Here is a 15559-nt window from a genome sequence, read left to right on the forward strand (position 1 = left end):
GAAAACGCTGCGATACTGACGCCCACGATCGTCGCCACCTCCCGTGGGAGCAGCACCATGCAAACCCCTATCGGATTCATCGGCCTCGGCGTGATGGGCACGCCGATGGCGCTCAATCTCGCGCGGGCCGGCACGCCGCTCGTCGTGTGGAGCCGTTCGCACGGCAACGACGATGCGCTGCGCGACGCCGGCGCGCGCGTGGCCGAGGACATCGACGACGTATTCGTGTCCTGCCGCACCGTGATCCTGATGCTCGCGAACGACGCGGCGATCGATGCCGTCCTCGCGCGCGGCACGCCCGGTTTTGCCGCGCGGGTCGACGGGCACACGATCGTCAACATGGGTACGAATGCGCCCGAATACTCGCGTGCGCTCGCCGACGACATCGCCGCCGCGTCGGGCCGCTACGTCGAGGCGCCGGTATCGGGCTCGCGCAAGCCGGCCGAAGCCGGCCAGCTCGTCGCGATGCTGGCCGGCGCACCCGACGACGTCGAAGCCGTCCGCGCGCTCGTGAAGCCGCTGTGCCGCGACAGCTTCGTGTGCGGCGACGTGCCAGCGGCGCTGACGATGAAGCTCGCCGTCAACCTGTTCCTGATCACGATGGTCACCGGTCTCGCCGAAGCCACGCATTTCGCGCAGCGTCACGGTATCGACCTCGCGCGCTTCGCCGACGTGCTGAACGCCGGCCCGATGGCGAGCGACGTGTCGCGCGTGAAACTCGGCAAGCTCGTCGCGGAAGATTTCTCGGTGCAGGCCGCGATCACCGACGTGCTGAAGAATGCGCGCCTCGTCGCCGAATCCGCGCGGGGCATCGGCATCGCGTCGCCGCTGCTCGACATCTGCCACGCGCTTTATGGCGAAACCGAGCAGGCCGGGCATGGCGCGGCCGACATGGTCGCCGTGATCCGCGCGATCGAACGGCGTACCGGGAACGCACGATGAGCCGCGTGTACGCTCACGCGTTCGTTCGAACCAACGGATACGCATGACCCTGTCCGCAACCGGCCACGCTGCTTCCTTGCGCCCCGTTCCCGCCGTGATCGGCATCGTGCTGCGCGAACGCGACGTGCTGCTCGTGCGCCGCGCGAATCCGCCCGATGCGGGCTGCTGGGGTTTCCCCGGCGGCAAGATCGAGCCGGGCGAGCCGCTCGCGGATGCGGTCGTGCGCGAGATCGCGGAAGAGACCACGGTCGACGTGGCAGTGCTCGACGCCTTTACCGCGCTGGACGCATTCGATTACGATGCGCACGGCGCCGTGCGCCAGCATTTCATCCTGGTCGCGGTGCTGTGCAGATGGCTGCGCGGCACGCCGGCCGCCGGCGACGATGCGCTGGACGCACGCTGGTTCGACATCGACGAACTCGAGCGCGACGATCTGCCGATGAGCGCGGGCGTGCGCGACGTCGCGCGACGGGCAATCGAGCGGGCGGCGGTACTGGGCAACGCGCGTCCGCCATCCGCCTGACACTTCCGCTGTCGCTTGCGTATCGGCGCGATGCGTTCGGTCCGTCACGGCGCCAGCGACCTGCCGAGCGCCGCCGAATCACAACCTATCAAACCATGATCAGAATTCGACGATCCACCGAGGCCGATCGCACACGCGTGCTGGATATCTGGCGCAACGCCGTCGACGCCACCCATCACTTCCTGAGCGACGACGATCGTCGCGCGATCGAATCCGAAGTCGTCGCGTTTTTACCGCGCGCGCCACTCGACCTGGCCGTCGACGCGAGCGATCGCGCGATCGGCTTCATGCTGCTCAACGGCAATCACATGGAAGCACTGTTCGTCGATCCTGAACACCATGGCACGGGGGTCGGGCGGCGGCTGGTCGAAGAAGCGCTCAAGCGCCATCCCGACCTGTCGACCGACGTCAACGCGCAGAACGAAGCGGCGGCGGGATTCTATGAACGGCTCGGATTCGAACGCTGCGGGCGGTCGGAGGTGGATGCTCAGGGGCGGCCTTATCCGCTGATTCATCTTCGTTATCGCGGAGGTGGTCGGGACTGAGCCGGAGTCCGGGCAGGAACGGGACACGGCACCGGCCCGGGCCGGACGCGCCGAAACGACACCGCCCTTGCGGTATCGCGATTATCGCGAGGAGTTGCCGGTCGTCAGCGGCCAGCGCCCCAACACGTCGTAGTGCGACTTCCCAAGCCAGCTATCGATCAGGACGAAGTCGAACACGGTCCAGGTAATCGGCTCGATCCGATACTCATCGGGCCTGCGTGCGCCATACAGCAGCGTCACGTGCGGGGTGAAACCCGAAGGAAGAATGCTCAGCCCCGCGTCTCGTTTCAGCACACGTCGCAACTGCCGTCGAAAGTCGATCAAGTTTTCCAGACCGGCCCGTCCCAGCAGCACCAGTGGCTGATGACCAGGCCGTCCGTTGAAGCTGATGATCTTGTCGAACCTCACGGAGAAAGGCGGCACATCCACGCGGTCCGCGACCGCGCGGGCCCGCGCGAGCTTAGCGCCCGGCACGTAAGCAAAGTCGCCTAGCGAACCCAGCGTGATGTGCAGACGCTCGGTGCCCACCGGCCGGTCCTTCGCCAGCCGCATGCTTTCGGCAAGGCCGGCAATGCGCCCCGCCGCGGCCGGATCCGGCATTACGGCGAAAAAGAAGCGGTGCACGGGAACCGGCGGCGGCGCATCGAATCCGGGTAGCGTCAGTTGAGTCACGGCAGCATGTCCGACAGGCCTGGAGCGAGATTTTCATTATCGTCAATCGGACGCCGGCCTGCTCGCCGTTTGATGAATCCGCCGTTCGCGAGCACGGAGATGCTACCCTCTCGGCCAAACTCGACACCCTCTGATGAAGCATCCGAATTCAACCATGCAAACCGTCGCGGTACTGGACTTCGAAACAACCGGGCTGTCGCCGAATCTGGGCGACCGTGCGACCGAAATTGCCGTCATCCTGCTGCGCGACGGGCAAGTCGTCGACCGTTTCCAGAGTTTGATGAATGCCGGCAGACGCATCCCGTCCGATGTCGTTGCGCTCACCGGCATCACCAACGACATGATCGCGGCGGCGCCCCCGGCGTCCGAAGTCATGAAGGAAGCGGCGGCGTTCGTCGGCAAGCATGCGGTCGTGGCCCACAACGCCGGTTTCGACAAACGCTTCTGGCAGTCGGAACTCGGGCTGCTCGGCATGTCGGCCGACCATGCGTTTGCATGCACGATGCTGGTGGCGAGACGGATCTACCCGGACGCCCGGAGTCACCGGCTGTCGAGCCTCGCCGAGATGTTGCGGTTGCCGCAGACGGGCCGTGCGCACCGCGCGATGGTCGATGCCGAGATGGCTGGGCATCTGTGGTGCCGGTTGCAGCAGGATATTTCGCGGACTTACGGGCTGGATCGGATCGATCACGCACTGATGTCGCGGGTTCAGGCGACGACCAAGGCGAAGGTGCCGATGTATTTGCGGTCGCTGGTGCGTGCGCAGGCGTGACCCATCCGATACCGGAACGGAAAACATCACACGCGCCGACCGACTTCACGCGTTAACGCAAAACGGCCTGGCAATTGATTGCCAGGCCGCTGCGTGAGCCGGCGACAGCCAGCCAACCGAACCGGCGACCCGCTTGCGAACTATTGCGACATCAGCCGATGCGCAACGACGCAGGGGAATCGAACGCCGATTCGGCCGGAATGTTTACTCCCACTCGATCGTCGCCGGCGGCTTCCCCGAGATGTCGTACACGACCCGATTGATCCCGCGCACTTCGTTGATGATCCGGTTCGACGCGCGGCCGAGCAGTGCATACGGCAGGTGCGCCCAGTGTGCGGTCATGAAGTCGGTGGTCTGCACCGCGCGCAGCGACGTCACGTAGTCGTACGTCCGCCCATCGCCCATCACGCCAACCGACTTCACCGGCAGGAACACCGCGAACGCCTGGCTCGTCAGGTCGTACCAGGTCTTGCCGACGTCGGCCTCGCCGCACAGGCCGGCTGCCGCGTCCTGCGCGGTGGCCGTCGTGCCGCGCAGTTCCTCGATGAAGATCGCGTCCGCACGGCGCAGCAGGTCCGCGTACTCGCGCTTCACTTCGCCGAGAATCCGCACGCCGAGGCCCGGGCCCGGGAACGGATGGCGGTACACCATCTCCGGCGGCAGGCCGAGCGCGACGCCCAGCTCGCGCACTTCGTCCTTGAACAGGTCGCGCAGCGGCTCGAGCAGCTTCAGGCCGAGCGTCTCCGGCAGGCCGCCGACGTTGTGGTGGCTCTTGATCGTCGTCGCCTTCTTCGTCTTCGTGCCGCCCGATTCGACCACGTCCGGGTAGATCGTGCCCTGCGCGAGCCACTTCGCCTTCGACAGCTTCTTCGCCTCGGCCTGGAACACCTCGACGAACTCGCGGCCGATGATCTTGCGCTTCGCTTCCGGATCGGTCACACCGGCCAGGTGGCCGAGGAACTGGTCGGACGCATCGACGTGCACGACCTTCGCATGCAGGCGGCCCTCGAACATGTCGAGCACCATCTTGCCTTCGTTCAGGCGCAGCAGGCCGTGGTCGACGAACACGCACGTCAGCTGATCGCCGATCGCACGATGAATCAGCGCGGCCGCGACGCTCGAATCGACGCCGCCCGACAGGCCGAGAATCACTTCCTCGTCGCCGACCTGCTCGCGGATCTTCGCGACGGCTTCCTCGATGTGGTTCTTCATGATCCAGTCGGGCTTCGCGCCGGCGATCTGCAGCACGAAGCGTTCGAGGATCTGGCGGCCCTTCACCGTGTGCGTGACTTCCGGATGGAACTGCACCGCGTAGTAGCCGCGCGCCTCGTCGGCCATGCCGGCGATCGGGCAGCTCGGCGTCGACGCCATCAGCGCGAAGCCCGGCGGCAGCTCGGCAACCTTGTCGCCGTGGCTCATCCAGACCTTCAGCATCCCGTGGCCTTCGGCCGTCGTGAAATCCTCGATACCGTCGAGCAGGCGCGTATGGCCATGCGCACGCATTTCCGCGTAGCCGAATTCGCGATGGTCGCTCCACTCGACCTTGCCGCCGAGCTGCACGGCCATCGTCTGCATCCCGTAGCAGATGCCGAGCACCGGCACGCCGAGCTCCCACACGGCCTGCGGCGCGCGCAGCTGATGGTCTTCGTACGTGCTCGCGTGGCTGCCCGACAGGATCACCGCCTTCGGCGCGAACTCGCGGACGAAGTCGTCGGACACATCGTTCGGATGGATTTCGCAGTAGACGTGCGCTTCACGCACGCGCCGTGCAATCAGTTGGGTGACTTGCGAACCGAAGTCGAGAATCAGGATTTTGTCGTGCATGGCTGCGGACGGGATGAAGAGAATAAGAAAAGCAGCGCATCGAGCGCTGCGTCAAAAGCATGGTTGGCGGCGTCGGGCGGCAGGCGGCACGCGCGACGCATCGCCGGTCAATCCTGCGACGGCGGGCGCGCGTCGAACGCGACGCTGCCTGACGCGCGGTCGGACGCGGCCGACGAGGTCGCCGCGGCCGGCGCCGAAGGCGCCACCGGACGGCCGACGACCGGCTCGACCCGCGGCTGCGCTGTGGAGGCCGGCGCCGGTTCGACCGGACGCTGCGCGCTCCGGCCTTCGAGCGCCTGCACTTTCTCGCGCCGGCGCACGGCCGATGCGAGCCGCACGCCGCCGAGGCCGAGCACGATCAGCGCGACCCCGGCCACGGCCGACAGCACCCGGCCGGCGGCCGCCAGTGCGGGCCCGCTGCTGGTGCCGATCGACCACACGATCGTCAGCACGCCGGTCAGCCAGTACACGTGGCCGACCGACCGCGCGACGGGCGCCGTGAGATCGCCGTTGAACGCCGCATGAAACGCGAGCCACGCGAGCCCGAGCAGCGCGATACCGAACGCCTGGCCGAGCATCGCCGGCTGGATGTTAGCCAGTTGCAGCGCGTTGAACAGCGCCTGCCAGGGCGTCAGTACGAACAGCACGCCGAACGCCAGCAGCAGCACGGCATCGACGATCAGCACGGCTCGCAGCAGCGGTTTCATCGGCGATCAGTCCACGTGATAGTTGGGCGCTTCCTTCGTGATCTGCACGTCGTGCACGTGCGACTCGCGCATGCCCGCCGCGGTGATCTGGACGAACTCGGCCTTCTCGTGCAGCTCGTCGATCGTACGGCAGCCGCAGTAGCCCATGCTGGCGCGCACGCCGCCGACCAGCTGGAACAGGATCGCGTTGACCGAACCCTTGTACGCGACGCGGCCTTCGATGCCTTCCGGCACGAGCTTGTCGATGTTCGCCGAGTTGTCCTGGAAGTAGCGGTCCGCCGCGCCGTCCTTCATCGCGCCGACCGAACCCATGCCGCGATACGACTTGTACTGGCGGCCCTGGTACAGGAACACGTCGCCCGGCGCCTCTTCGGTGCCCGCGAACATGCTGCCCATCATCACCGCGTTCGCGCCGGCCGCGAGGGCCTTCGACACGTCGCCCGAGAAACGCACGCCGCCGTCGGCGATGCACGGCACGCCGGTGCCCTTCAGCGCTTCCGCGACGTTCGCGATCGCGCTGATCTGCGGCACGCCGACACCCGCGACGATCCGCGTGGTGCAGATCGAGCCCGGGCCGATACCGACCTTGACCGCGTCCGCGCCGTATTCGACCAGCGCCTTCGCGGCGGCGGCCGTCGCGATGTTGCCGCCGATCACCTCGACGTGCGGGAAGTTCTGCTTGACCCAGCGAACGCGCTCGAGCACGCCCTTGCTGTGACCGTGCGCGGTATCGACGACGATCACGTCGACGCCGGCCTGCACCAGCAGTTCGACGCGCTCCTCGTTGTCCGGACCGACGCCGACCGCCGCGCCTGCGCGCAGCTTGCCGTGTTCGTCCTTGCACGCGTCCGGGTGCTCGGTCTGCTTCGTGATGTCCTTGACGGTCATCAGGCCGCGCAGCTCGAACGCATCGTTGACGACCAGCACGCGCTCGAGGCGGTGGCTGTGCATCAGCGCCTTCGCTTCGGCGAGCGGCGTGCCTTCCTTGACCGTGACGAGGCGCTCGCGCGGCGTCATGATCGACTTGACCGGCTCGTCGAGGCGCGTTTCGAAACGCAGGTCGCGGTTCGTGACGATGCCGACGAGCTGCGGGCCTTCGACGACCGGGAAGCCCGAAATGCCATGCTGGCGCGACAGCGCGATCACGTCGCGCACCTTCATCTGCGGCGGGACCGTGATCGGGTCGCGGACGACGCCCGACTCGAAACGCTTGACCTTCGCGACTTCACGGGCCTGTTCGGCCGGCGTGAGGTTCTTGTGGACGATACCGACGCCACCCTGCTGCGCCATCGCGATCGCGAGGCGACCTTCGGTGACCGTGTCCATCGCGGCGGACACGAGCGGCATGTTCAGGGAGATGTTGCGGGTCAGCTTGGTCTTGAGGCTGGTGTCGCGCGGGAGAACGTCGGAGAAGGCGGGAACGAGGAGCACGTCATCGAAAGTGAGTGCTTTTTGGATCAGACGCATGGCAAATCCTATGGGCGCAAAAGCGAATTATACGCGAAGCGCTGCGAATTTTCACAACACGAACAACGGCTTAGCCGGTTTCGGCCGTTCGGGGGCCGAATCGTTCGGATCGCCGTTCGGTTCGTTTTCGATCGCTTTTCGTTTCATCGCCGCATCGAGCCATTCGCGCAACCGGCAGTTTGGGCGGCAAGCACCCGTGTCGCGGCGGGGCCACACGGCCACTTCGGCAGCGGCCGCGCACGGCCCGGCGCCCCGCCGAAGCGGCTGGCCTGCCGCGCGTCACGCCAGCCCGGCCGCGCGAACGATCATCGCCACGCCGCCCGCTACCGTCCCGCAACCGACGATCCGCGCGACGCGGCCGCCGGCCGGCGCAACGCGTTCGGCGGCGATGGCCACCGTCACGGCGGCCATCACGCGCAGATCCATCATGCCGGCCGCCAGTGCGACCGCCATCAGGTTTCCGCAACACGCCCCGCATCGAATGGCAGCGCGCACGCCGGCCCGCCATGCCGCGACGGTCGCCACCTGCGGCCAATGCGCGGGCGCCGCCGCGTGCCGGCAGCATGCCAGCCGGCGCGCCTTCCAACCGGAGAATTGCAACGCGCCCGCGGCCACCACGACGGCGCCGGCCGCAAGGGGCATCGCACGGGCGAGCGCCGGTAGCCGGGCGCCGGCCGCCGTCAGTGCGGCGCCGGCCGGAAACACGAGCGCCCCGAGCGCCATCCAGACCGAGAAATATCCCGCCCCCACGACGACGACGAGCCAGGCCGACCGCGCCGTCCGCGGGCCGATGCGCTGCCAGTCATGCCAGAGCTGCGGCGCAAGCACGGGCAGCATCATCGTCACCGTCATCGCGCCCCACATTCCGGCAAACGCCGCGAATGCGCGCCCGGCGCCCCGGCCGCACGGCCGCAGCCAGACGGCCGAGGCCATCCAGTCGCCGGACATCGGTTCGCCGCCCATCGCGGCCATCGACGCGTGCTGCGCCAGCGTCGCCATCGCGGCGAGCACGAACACGGCCACGGCCGCCGCGCCGAATGCCCGCGGATCGGCTGCCGCCTCGCCGGTTGTCGGCCGTGTCATCGCGCGCTCCCGCTCGTCACCGGCCGCTCAGCCGCGCGCGTACTCGTCGTGACGGCGCCACCACGGGCCGGCCTCGTTGCGGCCGCGCGGCGCGCGATCGAGCCACTGGTACATCCCCCACAACCCGTCGAGGCCGCGCGCGTAGGTCGAATACGTGTGATAGACGGCGCCGTCCTCGCGCACGAACGCGCTCATCCCCGGCCGGTCGAGCGAATACGTGGCCGCGTCGGTGCCGCACGTGGCCGCGAACTGCACGACGGGCGCCGGCGGCGGATCCATGTCCATCGCGTGAGCGGCCCGCGCATAGTTGTATTCGACGTCGCCCGCGCGCCGCTGCGTCTCGGTGAACGACACGTTGAAGTCGAAGTTGAAATCGCTGTCGACCGACGACGCCCACGGGAACGTCCACCCCATCCGCTGCCGGTACGCGAGCAGTTTCGCGAGCGGCGCGCGCGACACGGCCGCGAGCGTCACGTCGTGGTGCGCCAGATGCACGGCGAAGCCGTCGAAGCCGTCGGCGAGCGCCGAGCACGACGGGCAGCCCGCCTTGTAGTCGGGACCGAACATGAAGTGATAGACGAGCAATTGCGAACGGCCGCCGAACAGGTCGTCGAGCGTCGCCTGCCCTGCTTCGGTATCGAACCGGTAGGTCTTGTCGACGCGCACCCACGGCAGCGCCTGGCGCCGCCGCGCGAGTTCGTCGCTTTGCCGCGTCAGCGCCTTTTCCGCGTCGAGCAGCGCGCGGCGTTCGGCCAGCCATTCGTCGCGTGTTCCGGTGAGATGGGTCGTCATTGCGGGTTCCTCCTTCCGATGGGTATCCGGGCACGGCGTACGGGGCCGTGTGCGTGGTGCTAGATTAGTGCCGGGCATCGGACCGGAGGGAGTGACAAGTGTGTCGGGATTCGAATGGATTCGCTGATCACGGCGGCCGCGCGCGCGCTCGCGGCCGGTGACGCGCTCGGTGCGCTGAACCGCGTCGCGCTGCGCGACGATGCGCCGGCGCTCGCGCTGCGCGGCATCGCGCTCGCGCAGCTCGGCGATTTCGAACGTGCACGGGCGCTCGTGCGCGGCGCCGCACGTGCATTCGGCGCAAAGGAAGCGATCGCCCGGGCGCGCTGCGTCGTCGCGGAAGCCGAGATCGCGCTCGCGTCGCGCGACCTGCACTGGCCGACGCGCGCGCTCGATGCGGCCTGCGCGACGCTCGACGCGCACGGCGACCGCGCGAACGCCGCGCATGCCCGCTATCTCGGCGTGCGCCGGTTGCTGCTGATCGGCCATCTCGACGAGGCCGAGCGGCTGCTCGCGCATCTCGATCCCGCGCCGCTGCCGCCCGCATCGCGCGCCGCCCATGAATTGATCGCGGCCGGCATCGCGATGCGCCGCATTCGCACGCACGCGGCCCGCGCGGCGCTTGCCCGGGCGCGGACGGCCGCCCGCGCCGCCGGCATCGCCGCGCTGACGGCCGAGGTCGACACCGCGGCGCGCGTGCTCGACGCACCGGCCGCGCGGCTCATCGCGCGCGGCACGTCGCGGCTCGTGCCGCTCGACGAAGTCGAGACGCTGTTCGAATCGAATGCGCTCGTCGTCGACGCGTGCCGCCACACGGTGCGCGATGCGCGCACGACCGTGTCGCTCGCGCGGCGTCCGGTGCTGTTCGTGCTCGCCCGCGCGCTCGGCGAGGCGTGGCCGGCCGACGTGTCGAGAAACGCGCTCGTCGCCGCCGCGTTCCGCGCGAAACAGGCCGACGAATCGCATCGCGCACGGCTGCGTGTCGAGATGGGCCGGCTGCGCGCGGTGCTGCGCCCGCTCGCGAACGTCGTCGCGACGCCGCGCGGCTTCGCGCTCGAACCGCTCGGCGTGCGCGAGACCGTCGTTCTCGCGCGCCCGGTCGACGATCGCCATGCGGCCGTGCTCGCGCTCCTCGCCGACGGCGAAGCATGGTCGAGCTCCGCGCTGGCGCTCGCACTTGGCGCCAGCCAGCGCACCGTGCAGCGCGCGCTCGATGCGCTCGTGGAAACCGGCAAGGTGCAGGCACTCGGCCGCGGACGTGCGCGCCGCTGGCTGACGCCGCCGCTGCCCGGATTCGCGACGACCTTGTTACTCCCGGTTGCGTTGCCGGGCGATTAGGATGGTCTCATCGAACGACGAGGTGACGAACATGAAACGCTCCACTGCAGACATCCTTCGCGAGTACGGCCCGTTTCCGGGCGTCGACGGCGTGCACGGCGTCACGTTCGACGGGCAGCACGTGTGGTATGCGTCCGGCGACAAGCTGAATGCGCTCGACCTCGAGGCCGGCACGACCGTCCGTTCGCTCGACGTCGCCGCGCACGCGGGCACCGCGTTCGACGGCCGCCACCTGTTCCAGATCGTCGAGGACCGCATCGCGAAGATCGACCCCGAATCGGGGCGCGTGCTCGCGACGATTCCGGCGCCCGGCGGTGGCGCCGATTCGGGGCTCGCGTGGGCGGAAGGCACGCTGTGGGTCGGCCAGTACCGCGAACGCAAGATTCATCAGGTGGATCCGCAATCGGGCGCCGTGCTGCGCACGATCGAATCGAACCGCTTCGTCACCGGCGTGACGTGGGTCGACGGCGAGCTGTGGCACGGCACGTGGGAAGCCGACCGGAGCGACTTGCGGCGCATCGATCCGGGCACGGGCCAGGTGCTCGAGCAGATCGACATGCCGGCCGGCGTCGGTGTCTCGGGGCTCGAATCCGACGGTCACGACCGCTTCTACTGCGGCGGCGGCAACAGCGGCAAGCTGCGCGCCGTGCGTCGCCCGGCACGCACGCGTGCCGCGACCGACGGCACGCAGGCACCGCCCGATCCGGCAGAAGACTGATGCGCCGCCCGTCGACACCGCTCGACGCGCCCCGCCCCGAGTGCAGGAATGAACAAGACGCCGCCGCGACGGCATCGCTAAGATGCGCGCACCTCGGTCATTTGTTCGGAGCGGTCGATGCGGCGCGGCGTGGTGTACGGTGTCCTGGCAGGCGCCCTGTGGGGCATGGTGTTTCTCGTTCCGCGGCTGCTGACCGATTTCTCGCCGCTGCTGCTGAGCGCCGGCCGCTACGCGATGTACGGCCTCGTGTCGCTCGCGGCCGCGTTGCCCGCCACCCGCTCGCTGCTCGCGCGGCTGACCCGCGAGGATCTCGCCGCCCTGGTGAAGCTCGCCATCGTCGGCAACGTCGCGTATTACATGCTGCTGTCCGGCGCCGTGCACCTGATCGGCATCGCGCCGAGTTCGCTGATCGTCGGCGTGCTGCCCGTGACCGTCACGCTCGCGGGCCTCGGCGACCATGGCGCCGTGCCGCTGCGGCGGCTCGCCGCCCCGCTCGCGCTGGTGATCGCGGGCATCGTCTGCATCAACGTCGACCTGTTCACGTCCGAAGCCGCACACGCCACGACGCTCGCCCGGAAACTCGCGGGCATCGCGTGTGCGGCGGGCGCGCTCGCGAGCTGGACCTGGTATGCGGTGGCGAATGCACGCTACCTGCAGCGTCATCACCGCTTCGGCGGCAACGAATGGTCGGTGCTGTGGGGTGTCGTGACGGGCCTGCTCGGCGGGCTCTGCTGGCTGGCGATCCTCGCGCTGCCGGCCGGCATGGTGCAGGCGACCGTTCCGGCGTCGCGCTGGCAGTTGTTCTGGCTGCTGAACCTCGGGCTCGCGATCGGCGCGTCGTGGCTCGGCAACGGGCTGTGGAATGCCGCGTCGAAGCGGCTGCCGCTCACGCTGTCGGGTCAGCTGATCGTGTTCGAAACCGTGTTCGCGATGCTGTATGCGTTCGTGTACGACCGGCGAATGCCGCACGCGCTCGAGATCGCCGCGCTCGTGCTGCTGCTCGCCGGCGTATACGGCTCGGTACGACGGCACGGCGACACGCCGGGCAGCGCGCCGGCAAACGCAAACGCCGCGGCCCACTGAGCGCCGCGGCGTTTGATCCGACCAATCGGGGCGAACGACGCGTCAGCGCGCGTCCTTGTGCATCCACTTGCGGCCCTCGATCGAGCCGTCGCGGCGGGATTTGTCGACGCGCCGCTGGCGCGCGAGCTTCGGATCGACGATCAGCGGACGGTAGATCTCGACGCGGTCGTGATCGACGAGCGGCGCGTCGAGCGGCGCGAGCTTGCCGTAGACGCCCGTCTTCGCGTGCGCGAGATCGATCTCCGGATGCAGCGCGAGCACGCCGCTCGCGTCGATTGCCGAGCGCACGGTCGCCCCTTCGGGCAGCGACAGCGGAATCAGCGTCTGGCGGTCCGGCAGTGCGTAGCAGACTTCGATCGACAGCATCGCGTCACCCCTTTCCGTAGCGCTGGTCCGCGCGCTTCACGAACGAATCGACGAACGTGTTCGCGATGTGGCTGAACACCGGCCCGATGATCTTCTCGAGCAGGATGCTCGAAAACTCGTAATGCAGCGCGAATTCGATCTTGCACGCATCGGCGCGCAGCGCCGTGAAACGCCACGAGCCCGTGAACTTCTTGAACGGGCCGTCCGTGAACTCCATGTCGATCCGCGTCGGGCGCTGCTGCGTGTTGCGCGTCGCGAAATGCTGCTTGATGCCCTTGAAGTTGATGTCGATGCGCGCTTCCATTCCGCTCTCGTCCTGACGGCGAATCTCGACACCGCCGCACCAGGGCAGGAAATTGGGGTAGTCGGCCACGTCGGTGACGAGGTCGAACATCTGTTCCGCCGAATGACGGATCAATACGGTTTTCTGGACATCTGCCATAAATCGCGCGGCATCGCTCAAAGTGGGAACGCCAAGCCGGGCGATTCTCGCCCCGCTTTGCTAAAATCGTGATTTTAAACGACTTGGCCCGATCCTTTCATGAGCATCATCGACAACAGGAAAGCGCACTTCGATTACCACATCGAGGAACGCTACGAGGCGGGGCTCGTGCTCGAAGGCTGGGAAGTCAAGGCGCTGCGCGCCGGGCGCGGCCAGATCAAGGAAGGCTACGTCGTGGTGAAGAACGCCGAGATCTTCCTGATCGGCACCCATATCAGCCCGCTGCCCGAAGCCTCGACGCACATCAAACCCGACCCGGTTCGCACGCGCAAGCTGCTGCTGCACCGCGAGGAAATCAAGAAGCTGATCGGCAAGGTCGAGCAGCGCGGCTACACGCTCGTGCCGCTGAACTTCCACTACAAAGGCGGTCGCGTGAAGTGCGACATCGCGCTCGCGAAGGGCAAGAAGCTGCACGACAAGCGCGAAACCGAAAAGAAGCGCGACTGGGAACGCGAGAAGGCGCGCATCATGCGCGCCGGCGCCTGACGCTCGCGGCGCTCATCGCCAACGACACGGCCCGCTCGAAGCGGGCCGTGTTGCTTTGGTATTCCTGAATCGCGCCGGCTGGTCACCGGCTGCGCGACGATTCGCCGCACGACGACGCGCACGCGGCCACCGCGTGCGCATCGATCACCGGGCTCAGCCCTTCGCGCCGGACGCCGCCCCCGCGCTCTTGACGATCGTGAGCGCCGACGAGATCGCGGTGCCGAGATCCGCCAGGTTCGACGGCACGATCAACGTGTTGCCCTGCTTCGCGAGATTCGAGAACGCGCCGACATACTGCTCGGCGACCTTCAGGTTCACCGCGTCCATCCCGCCTTGCGACTGAATCGCGCTCGCGATTTTCTGGATCGCCTGCGCGTTCGCCTCGGCCACCGCCAGAATCGCGGCGGCTTCGCCCTGCGCCTGGTTGATCGCGGCCTGCCGCTCGCCTTCGGACTTCTGGATCGCGGCTTCGCGCGCCCCCGACGCGAGGTTGATCTGTTCCTGCTTGCGGCCCTCGGAGGCGGCAATCAGCGCACGCTTTTCGCGCTCCGCGGTGATCTGCGCCTGCATGGCGTGCAGGATCTCCTTCGGCGGCGTCAGGTCCTTGATCTCGTAGCGCAGCACTTTCACGCCCCAGTTCGCCGCGGCGTCGTCGAGCGCCGACACGATGCTGTGGTTGATGAAATCGCGCTCCTCGAAGGTCTTGTCGAGTTCGAGCTTGCCGATCACCGAGCGCAGCATCGTCTGCGACAACTGCGTGATCGCGAGCACGAAGTTGCTCGACCCGTACGACGCCTTCATCGGATCCATCACCTGGAAATACAGCACGCCGTCGACCTGCAACTGCGTGTTGTCGCGCGTGATGCAGACCTGGCTCGGCACGTCGAGCGGAATTTCCTTCAGCACGTGCCGGTACGCGATGCGATCGACGAACGGCAGCACGATATTGAGACCGGGCGACAGCGTCGCGTGGTAGCGCCCGAAGCGCTCGAGCACCCACGCATGCTGCTGCGGCACGATCTTCACCGTCTTCGACACGATCACGATCGCGATGACGAGCAGGACAACCCAGATGATCAGCGAATCCATGAATATTTCCTCCTTGTTGTATCAGCGGACGATCAGCCCGCGGGTTTCGCCACGACCACGAGGCAGTTGCCGCGCACGGCGCTCACCTGGTACACGTGCGCATCGTCGCGCTCGCCGTGCGCGAGCTCGACGTCCCAGTCGGCACCGCGATACCGTACGCGCGCGCGGCCGTCACGCCACGCGTCGACCGTGACGGTCGAGCCGATATCGAGATTGACGTCGGGATTCGTCGACGTGTCGCGCTTCTGCTTGCGGCCGAGCCCCGAGCGACGCAGCACGATCATCGCGACGATCGCGACCGCGGCCGCCGCGCCGAACTGCACGTGCGGCGCGAAACCGGCCAGTTGCAACAACCCGCCCGCGAGAAAGCCGAGCGCGATCATCAACAGATAGAACGTGCCCGTCAGCAATTCGGCGACGACCAGCACACCCACCCCGACCCACCAGAACAGATGCCCCGACATCATTGTGGTCTCCAGAAAAACGCCCCGCGCTCACCCTGTTCGCAGCCCCGCGGGGTAGTCGGCACGCTTGGGGCGGCCCGACACGTACCGACAAACAAAAACACCCCGGTGCTTACCGGGGTGTTTATAGCATGAACCTTGCATTTTGCCTTCATCGAAAGAGCGGCGATGCCGCTCCTTCGTCGAAAA

General features: G+C 67.8%; 18 protein-coding genes. 8 read left to right on the plus strand and 10 right to left on the minus strand.

The genetic code is table 11. The features are described from left to right. The first annotated feature begins 57 nt into the window (after window positions 1-57). From WT97_RS28360 to WT97_RS28370, 3 genes are all read left to right on the plus strand, one after another. Window positions 58-942 (plus strand): NAD(P)-dependent oxidoreductase, encoded by an 885-nt coding sequence (locus tag WT97_RS28360; protein WP_060354841.1) that lies wholly within the window; start codon window positions 58-60, stop codon window positions 940-942. A 43-nt stretch (window positions 943-985) separates the two neighbouring features. Next, window positions 986-1465 (plus strand): NUDIX hydrolase, encoded by a 480-nt coding sequence (locus WT97_RS28365; RefSeq protein ID WP_082751497.1) that lies wholly within the window; start codon window positions 986-988, stop codon window positions 1463-1465. A 95-nt stretch (window positions 1466-1560) separates the two neighbouring features. Beyond that, window positions 1561-2010 carry an acetyltransferase gene (locus tag WT97_RS28370; RefSeq protein ID WP_060354842.1) on the plus strand — a complete coding sequence of 150 codons (450 nt, stop codon included), beginning with the start codon at window positions 1561-1563 and terminating at the stop codon, window positions 2008-2010. A gap of 81 nt (window positions 2011-2091) precedes the next feature. Here WT97_RS28370 and WT97_RS28375 read toward each other — a convergent pair whose 3' ends face one another. Continuing rightward, window positions 2092-2682, minus strand: coding sequence for a 2'-5' RNA ligase family protein (locus WT97_RS28375; RefSeq protein WP_060354843.1), 591 nt, complete (start codon window positions 2680-2682; stop codon window positions 2092-2094). Window positions 2683-2836: 154 nt separating this feature from the next. Between WT97_RS28375 and WT97_RS28380 the strand changes: the two genes are divergently transcribed. After that, window positions 2837-3454 carry a PolC-type DNA polymerase III gene (locus WT97_RS28380; protein WP_060354844.1) on the plus strand — a complete coding sequence of 206 codons (618 nt, stop codon included), beginning with the start codon at window positions 2837-2839 and terminating at the stop codon, window positions 3452-3454. Window positions 3455-3658: 204 nt separating this feature from the next. Here the strand turns inward: WT97_RS28380 and guaA are convergent, their stop codons facing one another. The 5 genes from guaA to WT97_RS28405 form a co-directional block, all read right to left on the minus strand. Next, window positions 3659-5278: a glutamine-hydrolyzing GMP synthase gene (gene guaA, locus WT97_RS28385; protein ID WP_059505925.1), complete on the minus strand. Its 1620-nt coding sequence runs from the start codon at window positions 5276-5278 to the stop codon at window positions 3659-3661. Between the two features lie 107 nt (window positions 5279-5385). Beyond that, a complete protein-coding gene (locus tag WT97_RS28390; protein WP_060354845.1) occupies window positions 5386-5985 on the minus strand; it encodes a hypothetical protein in 600 nt (199 codons plus the stop codon). Window positions 5986-5991: 6 nt separating this feature from the next. Beyond that, entirely contained in the window at window positions 5992-7452 is a 1461-nt protein-coding gene (gene guaB, locus WT97_RS28395; protein WP_034207642.1) for an IMP dehydrogenase, read from the minus strand. Window positions 7453-7731: 279 nt separating this feature from the next. Then, window positions 7732-8535: a DUF2182 domain-containing protein gene (locus WT97_RS28400; protein ID WP_060354846.1), complete on the minus strand. Its 804-nt coding sequence runs from the start codon at window positions 8533-8535 to the stop codon at window positions 7732-7734. Between the two features lie 27 nt (window positions 8536-8562). Then, window positions 8563-9327, minus strand: coding sequence for a DUF899 domain-containing protein (locus WT97_RS28405; protein WP_059790579.1), 765 nt, complete (start codon window positions 9325-9327; stop codon window positions 8563-8565). Between the two features lie 114 nt (window positions 9328-9441). On the opposite strand from WT97_RS28405, the gene WT97_RS28410 reads away from it, so the two are divergent. From WT97_RS28410 to WT97_RS28420, 3 genes are all read left to right on the plus strand, one after another. Further along, window positions 9442-10662, plus strand: coding sequence for a hypothetical protein (locus WT97_RS28410; protein WP_059505921.1), 1221 nt, complete (start codon window positions 9442-9444; stop codon window positions 10660-10662). A gap of 31 nt (window positions 10663-10693) precedes the next feature. Beyond that, window positions 10694-11380 carry a hypothetical protein gene (locus WT97_RS28415; protein WP_060354862.1) on the plus strand — a complete coding sequence of 229 codons (687 nt, stop codon included), beginning with the start codon at window positions 10694-10696 and terminating at the stop codon, window positions 11378-11380. Between the two features lie 117 nt (window positions 11381-11497). Beyond that, window positions 11498-12463, plus strand: a complete 966-nt coding sequence (locus WT97_RS28420; RefSeq protein ID WP_059790575.1) for a DMT family transporter — start codon at window positions 11498-11500, stop codon at window positions 12461-12463. A 42-nt stretch (window positions 12464-12505) separates the two neighbouring features. On the opposite strand, the gene WT97_RS28425 is transcribed toward WT97_RS28420, so the two are convergent. Both WT97_RS28425 and WT97_RS28430 read right to left on the minus strand, forming a co-directional pair. Then, complete coding sequence (locus tag WT97_RS28425; protein WP_050012887.1) at window positions 12506-12829, minus strand: RnfH family protein; 324 nt, start codon at window positions 12827-12829, stop codon at window positions 12506-12508. Between the two features lie 4 nt (window positions 12830-12833). Then, window positions 12834-13271 (minus strand): type II toxin-antitoxin system RatA family toxin, encoded by a 438-nt coding sequence (locus tag WT97_RS28430; protein ID WP_034188832.1) that lies wholly within the window; start codon window positions 13269-13271, stop codon window positions 12834-12836. 99 nt (window positions 13272-13370) lie between these two features. On the opposite strand from WT97_RS28430, the gene smpB reads away from it, so the two are divergent. Next, complete coding sequence (gene smpB, locus WT97_RS28435; protein ID WP_034181129.1) at window positions 13371-13817, plus strand: SsrA-binding protein SmpB; 447 nt, start codon at window positions 13371-13373, stop codon at window positions 13815-13817. 153 nt (window positions 13818-13970) lie between these two features. Here the strand turns inward: smpB and WT97_RS28440 are convergent, their stop codons facing one another. Continuing rightward, on the minus strand, window positions 13971-14906 hold the full coding sequence (locus WT97_RS28440; protein ID WP_059505918.1) for an SPFH domain-containing protein: 936 nt from the start codon (window positions 14904-14906) through the stop codon (window positions 13971-13973). A gap of 32 nt (window positions 14907-14938) precedes the next feature. After that, window positions 14939-15373, minus strand: coding sequence for an NfeD family protein (locus WT97_RS28445; protein WP_059505916.1), 435 nt, complete (start codon window positions 15371-15373; stop codon window positions 14939-14941). Window positions 15374-15559: the final 186 nt, after the last annotated feature.

This window comes from Burkholderia sp. MSMB1459WGS (assembly GCF_001534535.1).
Lineage (GTDB): Bacteria > Pseudomonadota > Gammaproteobacteria > Burkholderiales > Burkholderiaceae > Burkholderia.